Below are 17,076 nucleotides of genomic sequence, written 5' to 3' on the forward strand. Positions count from 1 at the left end.
TTACTATAATTTTTAGCTGCTACACTTCTTCATCATCAGCATCAGCTTCTTCGCCGGTGCCTTCGCTGGCTGCATCTGCCGGCGTTTCTGCGGCTGCATCCGCTGGTGCAGCGTCTTCCGCAACGGCCTCACCGTCGGCACCCTCTTCGCCTTCTTCATCTTCGTCGATAACCAGGCGGGTGACATCAGCAATGGCGTCACTGTCTTTGAGGCGAAGCAAGCGCACACCCTGGGTGTTACGGCCCTGCTGGCTGATCCGATCGACGGCCATGCGAATCATGAGTCCGTTGGTCGTCACGATCATCAGGTCGTCGGTCTCAAGCACGCCTTTCACCGAAACGAGATCACCCGTTTTATCGGTGGTTTTCATCGTGATGATGCCCGAACCGCCGCGGCTCTGGATGCGATAATCTTCAAGCGAACTACGTTTGCCATATCCGTTGGCGCTAATCGCCAGTACGGAGCGGCCATCGCCTTCCTCAAAGATGCTCATTCCAACTACGTGTTCGTCATCACGCAGTTTAATGCCGCGTACACCACGTGTTTTGCGGCCCATTGGGCGTGCATCGTTTTCGTCAAAGCGTACGCTTCGGCCACCTGAAGCAGCGAGCAACACATCCGCTTCGCCCCCGGTAAGGTGCGCTTCGATCAGTTGGTCACCTTCGTCCACGGAAATGGCGATAATACCATCCACGCGTGGCCGGCTAAATGCCTCCAGGGAAGTTTTCTTTACCTGGCCCTTACGGGTAGCCATCAAGACGTAGTGCACATTAAGGAATTCCTCATCGCCAAAGTCAGGTTTACTGACGGCAAGCACGGCACGTACGCGATCATTCGGTTCAATCTGTATCAGGTTTCGAATCGACCGCCCTTTACTGGTCCGCCCGCCTTCGGGTATCTCGAACACACGCAGCCAGTAACACTGCCCGTGGTCCGTGAAGAAGAGCAGATAGTCGTGGTTGTAGGACACAAACAGGTGTTCTACGAAGTCTTCATCGCGCATGCCGCTACCACGCATGCCAACGCCACCACGGCCCTGCTGCTTGTATTCGGTAGTGCTTGTACGCTTGGTAAGGCCCTGGTGAGAGATCGTTACGACAACCTGCTCGTCTTCGATGAGGTCTTCGAGAATGATATCGCCGCCGCCAGTGTAGTCAATTTCTGTTCGACGGACATCGTTGTACCGCTCCTTGACCTCAAGTAGCTCAGCCTTGATGATGTTCATACGCAGCTCCTCGCTACCGAGAATGCCACGCAGACGCTCGATCTCCTTCAGTACGGCTTCCAGTTCGTCTTCGATCTTCTGGCGCTCCAGGCCGGTCAGACGGCTCAGACGCAGATCAAGAATGGCCTGGGCCTGTGCTTCGGAGAGTTCAAACAGCGAATTGCCGTGTGTTGGCAAGCCGAGGCGTTGCAACTGGTCTTTGGTCAGCTTTTCAGGGAAGACGCCGGCCATCAGGTTTTTCTTGGCCGCATCCGTGTCATCTGAATGCCGGATAATCGATATCACGGCATCCAGGTGATCCAGCGCGATAACCAGGCCTTTCAGGATGTGGGCGCGCTCTTCAGCTTTGCGGAGCTCATACTCGGTCCGGCGAATAACAACTTCGTGCCGGTGCTCCACATAGTATTTGATAATCTCTTTTAGATTCAGCGTACGCGGCCGGCCATCCACGAGGGCAACAACGTTGACCCCAAAGGTTTGCTGGCAGGCAGTAAACTTGTACAGCTGGTTCTGCACCACGAGGGGTACAGCATCGCGCTTCAGCTCGATGACAATGCGCATACCATCGCGGTCACTTTCATCACGCAAATCGCTGATGCCTTCGATCCGTTTCTCGCGGACGAGGAACGCAATTTTTTCGAGCAGCGTGCTTTTGTTGACCTGGTATGGAATTTCGGAGATGATGAGTGCCATGCGGGTGCCGCGCAACTCCTCTTCGTGCATTTTAGCACGGATAACAACGCGGCCGCGGCCCGTCTGGTAGGCACTCAGTACGCCGGCATAGCCATAAATGGTACCTCCGGTAGGGAAGTCAGGCGCCGGGATGTACTTAATAAGATCTGCTATCTCGATTTCGTTGTCGTCGATGTACGCGATAACGCCGTCAACTACTTCGCCGAGATTATGCGGCGGAATTTTGGTAGCCATCCCCACGGCAATCCCGTCTGACCCATTTACGAGCAGGTTGGGATAGGTAGCCGGCAAGACCTGCGGCTCGTCCAGCGAACCGTCAAAGTTTTCCTGAAAATCAACAGTTTCTTTGTTGATGTCGCGCAGCATCTCTTCAGCAAAGCGCGTCATGCGCGCTTCAGTATAACGCATGGCTGCTGCGGAGTCCCCATCTACGGAGCCAAAGTTGCCCTGGCCATCAACGAGGGGGTAGCGCATGGAAAATTCCTGCGCCATACGCACCATGGTGTCATACACGGCTGAGTCACCATGTGGGTGGTACTTACCAAGCACCTCCCCCACAATACGCGCACTTTTCTTGTATGCGCTGCCGGCGGTTAAGCCTAGTTCGCTCATGCCATAGAGCACGCGCCTGTGCACGGGCTTCAGGCCGTCGCGCACATCGGGCAACGCGCGACCAACAATCACCGACATGGAATAGTCGATGTACGAAGACTTCATTTCGTCTTCGATGCTGATCGGTATTATTCGGGTATCTTCAGGCTCCATATACGTATTCTAAGAGTAACCAAATCACTGGACAGAAAGAAAGCAACTGGAATTGCTAGCGCCTGGAAATGCTAGTGAGAACTTCGGTGAAAATCTCGGGCAAACGGTCAATAAGAAATGTTGTTGTTTGATCCGCAAAAGGTAACAGGTGGGTTGCTGTAATAATCCTTCAAAATATACAAAAAAACCCTGAAACGTGCTACCTGATCGAATGTAAAGAAGCAACAAATAAATTATTAATTTTTAAACGCTTAAAACCCCATAGGGATCCCTTTTTACCAACGCCACGGCGATCAGGAAGCTCGTCCGTGCTGCGCCTGCTGTGATCCGGCCGAAAAGGCTCCGGGAATCATAAAAAAAGCGGTGCCCGCATCGCGTCTGGATGCAGGCACCGCAAGGTACTGAAGCAATCGTGTTGATCTACGAACTCTTGACCCATTCAGCTGCATAGCGGGCAAGCTCTGCGGCATCTTTGAGCATCAGCTTTTGCTTGAGTCGCGCTTTGTATGACTCTACTGTTTTAGCGCTCAGGATGAGCTTAGAGGCGATGTGCCGCGTTCTATAGCCATCCCCTATCATTCTGAACACTTCGAGCTCACGGTCACTCAGGCGGTCCACAGACGTCCCCTGGTCTGTTGTTTTGCTGTCTGAAAGCAGCTTCAGGATTTTCGAGGTGGCTTTGTCACTGGCGTATACGTCGCCATTTAACACAACGCGAATGGCCTGCACAACCTTTTCCGGGTCTTCCTCTTTCATCAGGTACCCGCGTGCGCCGGCACGCAAAGCGCGTTCTGCATACAGGTTTTCGTCGTGCATCGACAACATCAACACGGGTATTTTCGGATGGTGCGTTTTCATACTGCGCACCAGTTCCAGGCCACTAAGGCCCTTCATTTCAATGTCTACAACAACCAGATCCGGATTGAGGTCGTCAATTACCCGCAGGGCTTCGTGGCCATCGGAGGCCTCTCCACACACCTGCAGGTCTTTTTCCTGGTTGATAAACTGGGCAATGCCCTGGCGAACAAGGGGATGATCGTCCACAATGAGAATGCGACTTCTGGCGATCTTGGTAGCTTCGGATGAGTACGGTAGTGCGTGCATATTGATTGCTTCCTTTTGGTTTAGTTCTGGGTCACCAGGCTTGGGTTCACGAGAGAACAAGAGACGAGCGTTCCCCCCTGTGGTCGTTTGCTGATATTGAGGGCAGCATTAATCATTTGTGCGCGAAAGGCCATAATGCGCAGTCCCATGCCTTTATTTTTTATGTTTTGAAGGCCTTTCCCATTGTCCTCTATTGAAACAATGAGCTGGTCATCTTCTTGCCTGAGCACAACTTTTACCTCACTGGCCTCGCTGTGCTTCACGGCGTTGTTAAGTGCCTCCTGGCAGATGCGGTAGATATGCATGGCTACCGTTTCATCCAGGATGGGTATTGTTAGTTTAGAGACAACGCTGCACTCCACGTCGGCAAACTGCTCTACGCGCGCAGCCAATTCTTCAATGGCCAGAATGATACCATTGCCCTTGAGGTCAACGGTTACAAGGCCCTTGGATAAATTGCGGGCGTCTGATTTTGCATCGTTCACCAGTTGTGCAATGGTCATGGCTTGCTCTGCGGCATCGCGGTCCTGGTTTTTCAACCGACGTTCCAGGCTCTTGGCCATAAAAGCCAGGCCCGTCAGTTTTTGTCCGAGACCATCGTGCAAGTCACGGCCGATCCGCTGTTGTTCGCGTTCACTGATTTCCACCAGTTCGCGCTCAAGCCGGCGTTGCTCCGTAATTTCGCGCTGTACAGACACGTAGTGCGTAATTCGCCCCATAGAATCGCGCACAGGCGCAACATCCCATCGGACGAGATAAGGCGAATTATCTTTTTTGTAGTGCACCATTTCTGTCGAGAAAGAATCCCCGATCCGCATGGCACGGTTCATATTTTCCATCACTTCCTGGTTCGTTTTTGGCCCCTGAAAACTGGCCAGCGACTTACCAATAAGTTCTGATGGTGAATAGCCTGTCATGGCCGACATACCGTCGTTGGCATACACCACACGCGGCACTTCTTCGTCCATGTTGGTTGTCGTAATGAGGATGCCTTCGGAGGAGCTTCGAATCGCTGCGTCTAGCAGGCGCAGCTGTTCCTGGGCCTCCTTGTGCTCAAGCAGGTCGAGTACGCGGCGCTCGGCAATGGTGAGCCGCACGTTCAACAGTTCACGATCAACCGGTTTGGCCAGATAATCATCAGCGCCGGCTTCGAGCACTTCCTCCAGATGTTGTGGCTCCGTCATGGCTGTAATAATTACAACCACGCAATAAGGGCCCATAGGCGATTCGCGGACCTTGCGACAAAGCTCAAGTCCGCTCATACCAGGCAGCATCCAGTCCAGCACAAGCAGTGGATACGTTTTTTCCTGGAAAGCCTGCCAGGCTTCCTCCGCATCGGCAAATGGACTTACCGTATGGCCTTGCGCAGTGACCATTTTGGTCAGCAAACGCCGGGTAATCATGTCATCTTCAACAAGTAACACTTCCATCTATGCAACCTCTTATCGCAAGATGATATAACTTGATTTCATGTAGCTAATACAGATTTTTAAGGGGCGTCTGGCACGAGGAAAACAGGATCTCCTGTCTTCCAATGAACAAGGATGCCAACAATTAAGCAAATACTTACCCTGACAGGTAAAGAGGTCAGGTATCCAGCACGTTTGCAATTACATCGTACAGCTCTTGTTTTGTAAGGGGCTTGCCCAGGTATCCGTTGAAACCGTGCGAAAGAAAACGCTCACGGTCACCTGTTACGGCATAAGCAGTCAGCGCAACAACAGGTATCTGTTCATATCCTGACAGGTGACGTAGCGCACGCAGTGCATCCACACCGGTACGTCCGCCGCCCAGATTGATATCCATCAACACAACGTCGAACAGCTGCTCGCGCGCCAGCTCAAGAGCCAGATGCTCTTCTCCAGCCAATGCGACATCGTAACCACCTTCAAGGAATTTTTCCAGCAACCGTCGAGCATCCTGGTTGTCCTCCAGCACCAGCACCCTTGGCCGGCCACGACCGACACTGCCATCATCTTGCTTTCGGCCAGCTGCACGCCCGCGGCTATCTGCCTCGAGCACTACATCAGAAAAAGTAATAGTGAACTCCGACCCTTCGCCCAACGCACTTGCCACGTTAATTTTTCCTCCCAGAAAGTTTATCAACCGTTGTGTAATCGTTAGCCCGAGCCCGGTACCTTCGTAGGTACGGGTCATCCCGGTGCTTTCTTGCCTGAATGCCTCAAAGAGATGCGGCATAAACGGCTCACTAATGCCAATCCCGGTGTCGCGAACCTTTATGATCAGGTCCCGATTTTTCTGTTCGATCAACACCGTTACACCACCCTGTCGGGTAAACTTGATCGCATTGCTGATCAGGTTTGACAACACACGATCGAGGCTATCGCGATCCAGTGTGGCAAATAATTTCTTTGGCCCGGGCGCAAGCTCCAAATAGAGACCTTTCGCGCGTGCCTTGGGCTCCAGGTAATGCACCCGGGTCAACACTTCGTCGATGATATCAAGCCGCTGCGGCTTGAGTTGCATGGTGCCAGACTCAAGCGTCGAAAGATCGAGTATTGCATTAAGTGTTTGCAACAACCGCTGTCCGCTTTGCTCGATCAGTTGTACCAGTTCTTTCTGCTCTTCGTGTACTTCGTCTTCCAAGATGGCTGCAAACCCGATAATCCCCGTAAGCGGGGTTCGAATTTCGTGGCTCATGTTGGTAAGGAAAGACGATTTGAGCAGGGTCATCTCTTCAGCCTTGCTCTGTGCAGCAACAAGTTCAGCTTCGGTTTTCTTACGGGCAGAAATGTCTTCAACCATACCGATCATGTATTCGACAGCACCTGAATCATCGCGAATTACAGCCATCGTAAGGCTGCCCCATACCAATTTCCCGTCTTGGCGCAAATAGCGTTTTTCCAACCGATACCGATCAATTTTGCCTTCGTGTATCTGGCGGTAGAATTGCGCCTGAATCCCAAGATCTTCCTCGTGGGTGATCTCTTTGTAATTCATTTCCCGCAGATCGTCCGCTGAATAATCCAACATTTTCTGCAAAGCGGGATTGGTTTCCAGGATGCGCCCGTCGTGTGTAGACAGGATGATGCCGATACCCGCACGTTCGAACAGCGCCCAGAACCTGCGCTCGCTTCGCTCCAATGCTGCAAGCGCGCGTTTTTTATCGGTAATGTCGCTAACCACCAGCTGAGCTGCTTTCTGGCCGTCATACTCAACGGGCACGCCGTAGCTCCGCACATAGCGCACGTGTCCGTCGAGCCGGCGAATGCGCGACTCAAGCGGCTTTGTTGCCTCTCCATTTTCAAGCAACTCAATCCGTCGCTTGAGCAATTTATGGTATGGCGCCAACGAAAACTCATACATCGAACGACCAATCATCTCGTCGATGGCTGTTGCCCCAAAAAGGGCAGCACAGGCAGAATTTACATAGACAAAATGCTCACCTACCGTAATCGCAATGGGTTCGGGATAAGAATCAAAGAGTTGGTGCCATTTGACCCCGGCCTGCACCGAATCCTGAACGGCAACGTGTTCTTCGGTCAGCGGTTTGCCAATAAAAACGTATTTTAGTACGCCATCAGACGGTCCGCGCTGCATGACCAGCACGGCATCCAATACCATTTGCACGCCAGATTTGTGTTGTTGAAAGACTTGCCCTTCCCATTGCCCGGAAGTCTCCAGACTCCGGGAAACAGACGCACCAGGGTCCTCCTTGAAATGCAATTGCCAGCATTCGTCAGCCGGCTTGCCAAGCACTTCATTAATTGACCAGCCGTATAGCGCTTCAGCAGCACGATTCCAGCTTCGAATAACAAATTGCTCGTCAAGGACAACTACTGCATTCGAGAGTGCCTGTAGTATCTGGCTCTCGAAAATAAAAGATCTGATCTGCGTGCGAACGCTTGCGTTCCTGCCACTCGTCCTGCCGGCATCGGTGGCGGATCCCCCGGTTTTACGGTCAGATGACGCAGCCCCCAGGAGCTGGCTCCAACCGAAGGGTGATACCCTTTTTGCCATAACAAATTTCGCCTCTTCCATGGGGGGCACAGAATTAAACTCAAATAAGACGGTCCCTCATGATCAGGAAGCTGCCTTCCGAACAAAGCAGACATTTCTATTCCAAATAAACACTGGAAATCCCTTGTCAGGATTAAGAGAATGGAATATAAATGCTGTTTCTAAGAGCTGATGAGGGGAGCAATAGAGACAGAACCAATGTTACTGTTTAACTAAACGGTGCTAGCGAGTGGATGTCGAGCGGAGATTTATGTTAATTTTTTAATTGCTACTAGAATACAATCCATCTTCACATCTATCTTAAACACCGATCGTCGTTTCTGTTAAGAAGTGCACGCAGAAACAAGAGTACCATGATAATAAATCTGTGGTTAATTGCAAGTCTGCTTAAATAATTTTCTCATTCTCCATCATGTGAGGGAATTTCCCCCTATGCGAACCGTCTTTTTCTGCATCTTTGCGTTAGTCTTTGGGGGTTGCGCACGCCCGGGCAACATGCAATTGCAACAACTTTCTCCTGCTATCCAACCTATGCTTGATTTACAAGGTCATCGTGGCGCACGCGGCCTATTGCCCGAAAATACCATCCCTGCGTTCGAAAAAGCACTTGCGCTTGAGGTTACGACGCTGGAAATGGACGTCGTTATTACAAAAGACAGCCAGGTTGTTGTTTCTCACGAGCCCTGGTTTTCTGGTACCATCTGCAGCAAGCCCTCCGGAGAGCCAATTCCGCACGACAACGAAAAGTCCTACAAAATTTTTGAAATGACCTACGAAGAGGTCAAGAGATTTGACTGTGGCCTCCGCGGCAATCCCCGGTTTCCCCGCCAGGAAAAAGTGGCTGTTCACAAACCCCTGCTGAAAGACGTCATTGCCTTTGCTGAAGCCTATGCCCGCCAGCCTGATCAACCAGCCATTTTGTATAATATTGAAACCAAATCTACCCCCGCCGGCGATAACGTATTCCACCCTGATCCGGCGACCTTTACGCAGCTACTGATCGAGGTATTGGAAGAGACGGCCATACTGAATCGCGCAACCATCCAGTCGTTCGACCCGCGCACCTTGCAAGTTGCCCGCAGCTTAAAACCTGACTTGTCGCTGGCCTTGTTGGTGGGTGACCACGACACCTTCGATTTTGCCGGCCACATCGAACACCTTGGGTTTACCCCTGCCATCTACAGTCCGTACTATAAGCTTGTTGACAAAGCCCTCGTGGACGCAGCCCATGCGCACGATATGCTGGTTATCCCCTGGACCATCAATACCCTCGAAGAAATGCAAGCGCTTGTTGACCTCGGTGTGGACGGCATCATTACGGATTACCCGGATATCAGCCAAAAACTTGTATCAGGTAAAAATTAGGGCAATCAGAAGCCCAACGACGCAGACAAACGACTTTGTGAACGAAAGTTCGTATCTTGAGAACGATCTTTTCCTGGCGGTGCTCGTTATACCACCAACCGCCGTTTACTTTGTGACCTTTACATTTCATAATTGTATGTCAACCGAACAGACACCTTCTGAGGAAGCTTACAACCCTGGTGCTGACCCGGTACTTCGCCAGCAGATTGAAGACGCACTGGAAACCATCAAACCCTATCTTAATGCAGATGGTGGTTCAGTTCGACTTGTTGATATCACGCCAGACATGGTGGTTGAACTTGAACTCCTTGGTGCATGCGGTTCGTGCCCGATGAGCACCATGACACTCCGCGCCGGCATCGAGCAGACGCTCAAAAAAGCTGTCCCCCAAATCGCGCGCGTTGAAGCCGTCAACGAAGCACCCATCTTTTAGCCCATTAACCAGGCTAGTCCCCACATCTTATTCCAACCCTGCTCGCCAGAATGGTACGAAATACCATTTGCAAGCGTCATCTTTGTATAGCGAAGCCCCGGGCTCTATTGTAAGGTTTACCCTGGTCACCTCCCCTGCTGCCGGCTGCATTTTTACAGCTATTTCCAACGGCCGATCTTTTGGCAGCGTCAATGGCCCCCCTGCATTTTCCCCAAACAACACAAACGCATCGCTTATCCTGAGCGAAAGCGAATCGTACACAACCGGGTCTACCCGCGTCGACAAAATCATTTTCCCGACATACCGATCAGGTAAGATCTCAAAGCTGTTCAATTCAACCGGATAGGTGATCCATTCTCCTTCATCCGTGTGCAAACGGATTTCATCGATCCGGAACCGCAACGCCTGTACTTCTTCGGGCAGGTTGGTTTCACCCGTTTCTACATCAATGGTGAGCAATCCCATACCCGAGGCGGGTGCCCCAGCGTTACCAGGCAAATTTACGGGGCGAGGAGATGCGGTTTCGATTTGCCGGGTTGAGCCGCAACCTGTAATCAGAAACAGCACAATCAACAGCAAACAGGACGTTCTATACATAAACAACGAGTAACTGGGTGACTTCCTGAGGGACAATCTACAAACTGTACAGACAAATAGGGGCTAACGCGCAAGATCGGCTGTAAACACCACAAAAAAAGCCGGCTGCTCCTTTTGAGGAGCAGCCGGCTAACAGGCGAAATATATCCTGCCTACTTGAGCAGCACCATCCGTCTGGTCATCACATTGCGGCCGGCTTCCAACCTGTAAAGGTAGACACCAGAAGCCACACGCAGTCCCGCACTGTTGCGTCCGTTCCACTGGACTTCATGCGTACCTGCAGCCATTGCGCTAGACACAATGGTTTGTACTTCACGACCCGTTACGTCGAATATTTTCAACGTCACATCCGCGTTCGCCGGCAAGGAGAATCGGATGGTTGTGATCGGGTTGAACGGGTTCGGGTAGTTCTGGAAGAGGGCATAGTCTTCCGGCAGTACTTCGTCTTCTGTGGCTGTGCCTTCAGGCTCAACTTCGAGTTCGTACTCACCAGATCCTTCTGCATCGATGATTTTGATCTTCGATGCAAGAATAGATGCGCCTGTTTTACCAGCTACACCACCTTCAGCTTCACCCACACCGCGCACTTCGAGGAACTGGCCGGCTTCGACATCATTGAGGTCGAGCTGTACGTTGTTCTCACCAAGTACCATGGTGTTTTCATCCACTGAGTAGTCATTGCCAAACATGCTGAATTCGCCATCGACAATACCCGTTGTTTCGCCAGAACTGAGTGAAACGTTCTGTACATTAACCCGGGTTACGACAACGGTGCCATTGGCCTGACCTTCACCCGTCACGGAAACGGTCTGTCCTTCTGCGAACTCATTAACCGTCACTTCATTGCGGTTGAGATCGTAGAATTGAGAGGATTCATTGATGAAGAAGAAGATACCCATCACCTCGAGCGTAGAAGCGCTCACGGATACAATTGGTCCTTCAACTTTGATGTCAGTAGCCGCTGCGTCGAGCTTGCGAACGCGCAGGGCAACAAGGTTATCGCCGGCCAGGAGCAGGGCTCGGATGCGAACTGCATCGCCAACGCTGTACCCCTGGATGCTTATTGGGCTGTCGTTTTCGTCAACCATAAGCGTGTTCGGAATAACCTGGAATCGACGGCCAAGTACAACAATCAGATCGTCGACAACAGCCTCAACGGTACCGTTGAGTACCACTTCGTCCTCGATGCGCGGCAAGAGCCGGACTTCGGTAGCCAGTGGTTGTCCACCAGGGCCGAGGGTAACGGTAAGGTTCGCCGTCTGGCCTGGTACGATATCCGTCTGACTGATGGCTTCTTCGTCGCCATTCAGGAAGACTGTCATCGGATCAATTGTGATTGTAAGGCCGGCAACAACCAGGTAATCTCCCTGGATGTCTGTTACCGTACCGGTGAGCTTGCGATCACGCGGCTTGGCCTGTACTTCGCGGGCGACGAGCACATTGCCATCAGCAACTGCTTTCACCTCAACGCGCATGCGCTCGAGCAGATCAGCAAACGCCATCGGGTCGCCAAGCGGATCGAGGTATACGGTTTCTTCATTCACCTCAAACGTGAGTTCTCGGATCGTGAACGAGTTGGTGGAAAGCGACTCAACACGGCCGAGCACAGAGCGCTCATCCCGTACGATATCAAATACGCGCATAAAGCGAACATTCAGATCGTCGCCATCGCCAAAGGCAAATGCTGCTACGTTGTATCCATCTTGCAGGGCAGCCGCGCCAATGCGCTGGTCATTGCCATCCAGCAGGAAGGTTTTGTCGTCGTAGCTCATGCCGAGAGTACCTACATCAAACTGGTCATTGCCCAGGTTGCCCAGCGAGCCGATGACTTCGATAGATTGACGCTCATCCAGTCCGAAGATCTGAACTTTTTCTGCAATCAGGCCACCGAGTTCACCTGTGTCGCCTTCAACATTAACAACCATGCCTGGGAAGAGACGGTCAAATGCAAGCCGGCCAATGTCGGGAGCACCAACAAAGGCTTCTGTTGGTACAAGGAATTTAACGCCATTGACATACACAAAGCGGTCTTCGATGTCGGTGAGTACACCCACAATCTGGAAGTCCTCTTTGTTCGGCAAACGTAGTTCAACGCGGAATCCTTCGATATCCCCGTTTTCGTGCAGCCAACCCCAGATCGAAACCTGCCGGCCAGCAGCCAGGGCTTCAAAAGCAATGCGCTCGTAGGTATCCCCTACAATCTCTGCTTCAGGATTGATTGCCACTACATGATTCCGTACCACAAGGATACGCCGGTCACCATCTACGTCAACCAGGCGACCAGACACGCGAATGCTGCGGTCTTCATTGCCGTTGGAAACGAAGATATGCAGTGCATTGTGCACATCACCTTCCCCAGGCGCGCCAGCAATTGAAACGATCTGGCCAGACTGGAGGTCTTCCAGCGTAAGTGGCGTACCCTGTGCATCACCAATCCAGGTATTGGGCGTTACTACAAAAGGTAACCCACGCACGAGGATTTGCTGATCTTCCAGGATTTCTATACGGCCACGGAACTCAACCTCGAAGCCTTCGCCACTGCGAACTTCGATGCGGTATGCATGAACCGAACCTTCTCCTTCGTATTGACCAAACACGCGGACATTCATGCCCTCTTCCAGTTCAGAAAGGGGTATGAACTCAAAGTTAGCACCAATAACTTCTACAAAGTCTTCGACCCGCACAACGCGGCCCTGAACTTCGAGGAAGCCATTTGCCAAATCCAAGCCGGCAACCTGACCACTGATGTTCACGTGGCGGTCGCCATCACCAGCACCCACGTGCATCCGCACGATATTGAAGGTGCCTGGTCCTGCAGGTGCACCCACAACACTCACAATTGTACCAGGCGTGAGCGTCATAAAGTCTACAGGGAAACCGTTGTTATCTTCGAAGTACGAGTCCTCATTAACGAAAAACTCTGTATCCCGAATGACAAACAGCTCACCGTTCACCGCGGCGACAACACCGCGGAACTCAATTTCTTCGAGCTGCTCTTTAAGGGCTTCTATTTTGTACGCGTGTACATTGCCGTCTGGATCAAAGCCACCAAACACAGTCACAATCTGACCGATTTCAAGGGCTTCGAGCGGTACAGGCTCATAGTTATCGCCAACAATCATGGTCTCTTCGCCGAGTACCACAAACCGTCCCTGCAACATGAGGCCGTCAGCTGTGACTTCCTGAACGGCGCCACGCATTCGGAGGTTGTTGTCGTTCTGTGATTCTTCGAGATACACTTTGGCAACCACGGGGCTACCGGTAGCATCGGGAATAACAACAACGCTAACAAACTGACCGGGCGTCAACTCTTCGGCCGGCACTTCAAATCCATCCGGACCAGAGATGTACGTATCTTCAGTCAGCGTGTAGGTACGGCCGTTGATTTCGAGTAAATCACCATCAACAGTACCTACTGGGCCAAAGACCTGCAATTCACTGAACTCAGTACCACGTACTTCGACAGAGAAAGCCACCAGGACGCCATCTTCCCCTACTTCACCGTATACAAACACGGACTGGCCGGCTTGTACATCTGCAAGGGTAATTTGGGCATAAGAGGGATCAAAGAAGCTGGTCTCAGGACCCGTTACAATTGTGCGGCCCTGTACTTGCAGGTCTTCTGTTCCTACAAACTCAACTTCACCGTTCATCCACGCGGTAACATGGTTGCCCGGCACAAAGATGTCTGTTGCAACAACAACACCATCTTCGCCACGATCGCCTCGGATGTTGACTTCCATGCCTGGAGCAAGGTCTTCCAGGGTAAGCGGCTCTCCTTTGTCGTTGTTCACGAAAGTAAATTCGCTTGCAACGAAAGCTGTACCAAGTACAACAACAAGCTCACCCTGAATAGACTCGATGTCTCCCCAGAATTCAAGCTGCTCACCGCTGCCCGGACGAATTTCGATGTTGTGTGCGTCCACACTACCATCTGCAAGAAACTCGCCGTATACCTCGATATACTGGCCATCAACAAGCGTCTCAAGTGCGACAGATTCGAAGTTTTCGTTCTGGATGAAGGTTTCAGGACCAACCAGAACAACGCGGCCCTGCAAAAACAGGCTGCTTTCTTCAAGGCCTTCAAGTGAACCACTTATGCGGACGCGGTCTCCTTCATCATTGATATGAATGACATTGGCAACATACTCGCCATCCTGATCAAGGGCGCCAAATACTTCTACCCGGAGGCCTTCTTCAAGATTTTCGAGTCCTGTTGCTGCGCCGGCAAATTTACCTGGCCCTTCGCGCAATGGCGTACCGGAATACTTGCCCGGCGCATCTGTGCCGCCGGCGCCTGTATCGTCGCCATTGTTATCATATACCTGTGTGCCATCGGTGATTTTGAAAGAAGTACCACCAACAACAACGGTGAAACCGTCGAAGAATTCGATCTGACCATTTAGCGATAATTCTTCCAGGTTAGCGCCACGGAATTCCACCACGTCAGCCCGGATCACGCCAAACTCGTCATACTGACCGAACACATCGACTTTTACACCATCAACAACAGCTTCTGGCCCAACAGGCTGGAAGTCTTCGTTGTAGAACTGGGTAAACTCTGTGAACAGAACTTCCTGTCCCCAAAGCACCATACCGTTCTCAAAGGCACCAGATACTTCGCCACTAATACGAACCTGATCGCCTGGCTGGCGCGGCACATATACCCATTCGATGAATGGTGTACCTTGCTCGTCCAGTACGCCCACGATTGAAACAACGTCACCAGCAACCAGGTCTCCCGGGCTGCCTTCTTCACCACCAGTCTCGCTGTCGAAATACACGCTCGTGTTTGCGCCAACATAGAAATCAATACCGCTCACGGTGATGATATCGCCGTTTACAGTGTCAATGACGCTCCACAATTCGATTTCTTCGCGATCAGCGCCGGTGAGCATGACCTCGTAAGCAATGATGCCACCATCAGGACTGAAGTGTCCGAAAACCTGCACTGCCGTGCCATCTTCGAAGGTTGCAAAATCCAGCGGTTCGTAATTCCGATCGCGGAACTGCGTTTCAGGCATGATTACAACATCTTTGCCAAGCACGGAGAAGCCTTGTTCGCTCAGGTTGGTCATTTCGCCGCTAATGCGTACACCGTCGTCAAATCCCTGTGGGATGTGCACGCGTTCTACGGCCAATGCACCTGAAGCATCAGGCAAACCTACAACCTCTACAATCTGTCCGACTGTGAGGTCTTCAAAAGCAACAAACTCTTCTGGACCTACTTCAAACACAGCGTCTTCATCAACGGTAAAGGGGATATCCCAAACCGTCATTACACCAGGTTCGAGGGCTGTGATGGGTCCAAAGAGGGTAAATTCGTCGCGCTCTTGCCGGCGATATTCGATATGATGGGCTTTTATAACACCATCTTCGTAGATCTCACCAAACACAAGCACAAGCTGACCATCTGGCAGCTCTTCAAAGGGTACCTCTTCAAAGGTGTCGTTAAAGAGATGGGTATAATCGGTTACATTCACCGACCAGTTGCGGATGCTGAATCCACCTTCGTTCAGCGCTTCCACTGCACCGCTTATGCGGATACCACTGTCAACACCAGATTCGATTGCAATGCGTTCTGCCACCTGCACACCATCAGCGTTAACAACGCCGTAGACACGCACAACCAGGCCAGGATCGACATCATTGAAACTGGCAGCTTTGCCGGTACCATCAGGATTTCCACCATCATCATCTCCTCCTTCCCCACCATCACCTTCGCCGCCTTGGTCGCGGCCATCAGAGGTAAAGTCTTCAACTACCGTTGTTGGCAAAACCACAAACGGGAAGCCCTGGACAACCATTTTGTTGTCTTCAACCTCTTCAACAACGCCTCGGACTTCCAGCTCTTCACGTACACCTTCTGCAACATGTACAAAATGTGCAAGGATTGAGTCGTCTTCCTGGAAGTGTCCGTAGATGCTGATCTGACGACCTACCAACCATTCAGGAATTTCCTGGTCACCAACGGTTTCATCTGAGTTACCCACCGAGGTATACTCATTCACGAAAACCTGGCGGTCGCGAACAACAAAACTTCTGGACTCCTGGTCGATGCTCTGAACACGGCCACTGAGGTTGACTTCGCCGGGCACATAAGGCTCGCCAAAGATTTCAACGCGGCTGGCATGCAAAGCACCGTTGGAAGGCTCAACTTTTACGCGAACCTTGAATCCTTCCTTTACATCCTCAAAACTGGCGGGCTGTGGGCCGGCGTTTGGCGGCGGAGCAATGCCCGGGTCGCCATTGGGGTCTGTGTGGAAGTCAGGAAAAACAAATTCAGTCTGATCATCAACGAGAAATTCGTTGCCTTTCAGCACAAAAAAGTCCGTACCCACAGATTCAACTACAGCACGGACTTCAAATCCCGAAAATTGTGCGGGGTCTCCGATGCGAAGCAATACCCGGGTGGCAAATGAGTTGCCGGCATCGTCTTCAATCAACCCATCCCAGTTCCAGAGATAATCCACCAGATCGAGGTCTGCAATTGGAATCTCGGCGGTATAGGTACCATCGAAGTTGTTAATGAATTCGCCGTCGTACTCGGTGTCTTCGGTACGTGGCGTAAGGGTAAAGTGGGCAACTCGAACACTGGAAAAATCCACGTCCGAAGCTTCCACTTTTATATAAATTACATCGTTCTCCGCAAACTCCCGGTCTTCATTGCTGAAGGCGGCGTCTTTGGAAAACATCAGGTTACTTTGCGCCTGTATTGTCCCAATTCCCAAGGTCATACAAGCTAACAGAAGCACACACCACCTGATGATACTAGAGGTAGCATTACGTTTCATCGTGTTTAGCTAGCTGGTTTTTAGATTTAGAAGTGCAAAACGACTACCCGTGGCATCGACGTCTGGTAATGCAGCTTAAGGGTGGGACACCCGCGTACATGGCAAATTGGAGATTCTCC

The 17,076-nt window shown here is 51.6% G+C and carries 8 protein-coding genes; 2 read left to right on the forward strand and 6 right to left on the reverse strand.

All coding sequences use genetic code 11. From position 1 onward, the window contains the following. Nucleotides 1–19 precede the first annotated feature (19 nt). The 4 genes from gyrA to AAF564_03520 all read right to left on the reverse strand — a co-directional run bounded on the left by gyrA (nucleotide 20) and on the right by AAF564_03520 (nucleotide 7,789). Entirely contained in the window at nucleotides 20–2,683 is a 2,664-nt protein-coding gene (gyrA, locus tag AAF564_03505) for a DNA gyrase subunit A (protein MEM8484584.1), read from the reverse strand. Nucleotides 2,684–3,103: 420 nt separating this feature from the next. Next, nucleotides 3,104–3,787 carry a response regulator transcription factor gene (locus tag AAF564_03510; GenBank protein MEM8484585.1) on the reverse strand — a complete coding sequence of 228 codons (684 nt, stop codon included), beginning with the start codon at nucleotides 3,785–3,787 and terminating at the stop codon, nucleotides 3,104–3,106. A gap of 20 nt (nucleotides 3,788–3,807) precedes the next feature. Continuing rightward, nucleotides 3,808–5,217, reverse strand: coding sequence for a response regulator (locus tag AAF564_03515; protein ID MEM8484586.1), 1,410 nt, complete (start codon nucleotides 5,215–5,217; stop codon nucleotides 3,808–3,810). A gap of 157 nt (nucleotides 5,218–5,374) precedes the next feature. Further along, the gene (locus tag AAF564_03520; GenBank protein ID MEM8484587.1) at nucleotides 5,375–7,789 is read right to left on the reverse strand and encodes a PAS domain S-box protein; all 2,415 of its coding nucleotides are present in this window, start codon (nucleotides 7,787–7,789) and stop codon (nucleotides 5,375–5,377) included. 510 nt (nucleotides 7,790–8,299) lie between these two features. On the opposite strand from AAF564_03520, the gene AAF564_03525 reads away from it, so the two are divergent. Beyond that, on the forward strand, nucleotides 8,300–9,133 hold the full coding sequence (locus tag AAF564_03525; protein ID MEM8484588.1) for a glycerophosphodiester phosphodiesterase: 834 nt from the start codon (nucleotides 8,300–8,302) through the stop codon (nucleotides 9,131–9,133). Nucleotides 9,134–9,269: 136 nt separating this feature from the next. Continuing rightward, complete coding sequence (locus AAF564_03530; GenBank protein MEM8484589.1) at nucleotides 9,270–9,566, forward strand: NifU family protein; 297 nt, start codon at nucleotides 9,270–9,272, stop codon at nucleotides 9,564–9,566. Between the two features lie 27 nt (nucleotides 9,567–9,593). Here AAF564_03530 and AAF564_03535 read toward each other — a convergent pair whose 3' ends face one another. Beyond that, on the reverse strand, nucleotides 9,594–10,163 hold the full coding sequence (locus AAF564_03535; protein MEM8484590.1) for a hypothetical protein: 570 nt from the start codon (nucleotides 10,161–10,163) through the stop codon (nucleotides 9,594–9,596). A 152-nt stretch (nucleotides 10,164–10,315) separates the two neighbouring features. Then, nucleotides 10,316–16,900: a DUF5666 domain-containing protein gene (locus AAF564_03540; protein ID MEM8484591.1), complete on the reverse strand. Its 6,585-nt coding sequence runs from the start codon at nucleotides 16,898–16,900 to the stop codon at nucleotides 10,316–10,318. Nucleotides 16,901–17,076: the final 176 nt, after the last annotated feature.

This window comes from Bacteroidota bacterium (assembly GCA_039111535.1).
GTDB lineage: Bacteria > Bacteroidota > Rhodothermia > Rhodothermales > JAHQVL01 > JBCCIM01.

Coding starts and splice junctions, on each gene's coding strand:
- AAF564_03525 (MEM8484588.1), top strand. CDS start 8,300: ATGCTTGATTTACAAGGTCATCGTGGCGCACGCGGCCTATTGCCCGAA.
- AAF564_03540 (MEM8484591.1), bottom strand. CDS start 16,900: ATGACCTTGGGAATTGGGACAATACAGGCGCAAAGTAACCTGATGTTT.
- AAF564_03515 (MEM8484586.1), bottom strand. CDS start 5,217: ATGGAAGTGTTACTTGTTGAAGATGACATGATTACCCGGCGTTTGCTG.
- AAF564_03535 (MEM8484590.1), bottom strand. CDS start 10,163: ATGTATAGAACGTCCTGTTTGCTGTTGATTGTGCTGTTTCTGATTACA.
- AAF564_03510 (MEM8484585.1), bottom strand. CDS start 3,787: ATGCACGCACTACCGTACTCATCCGAAGCTACCAAGATCGCCAGAAGT.
- gyrA (MEM8484584.1), bottom strand. CDS start 2,683: ATGGAGCCTGAAGATACCCGAATAATACCGATCAGCATCGAAGACGAA.
- AAF564_03520 (MEM8484587.1), bottom strand. CDS start 7,789: ATGGAAGAGGCGAAATTTGTTATGGCAAAAAGGGTATCACCCTTCGGT.
- AAF564_03530 (MEM8484589.1), top strand. CDS start 9,270: ATGTCAACCGAACAGACACCTTCTGAGGAAGCTTACAACCCTGGTGCT.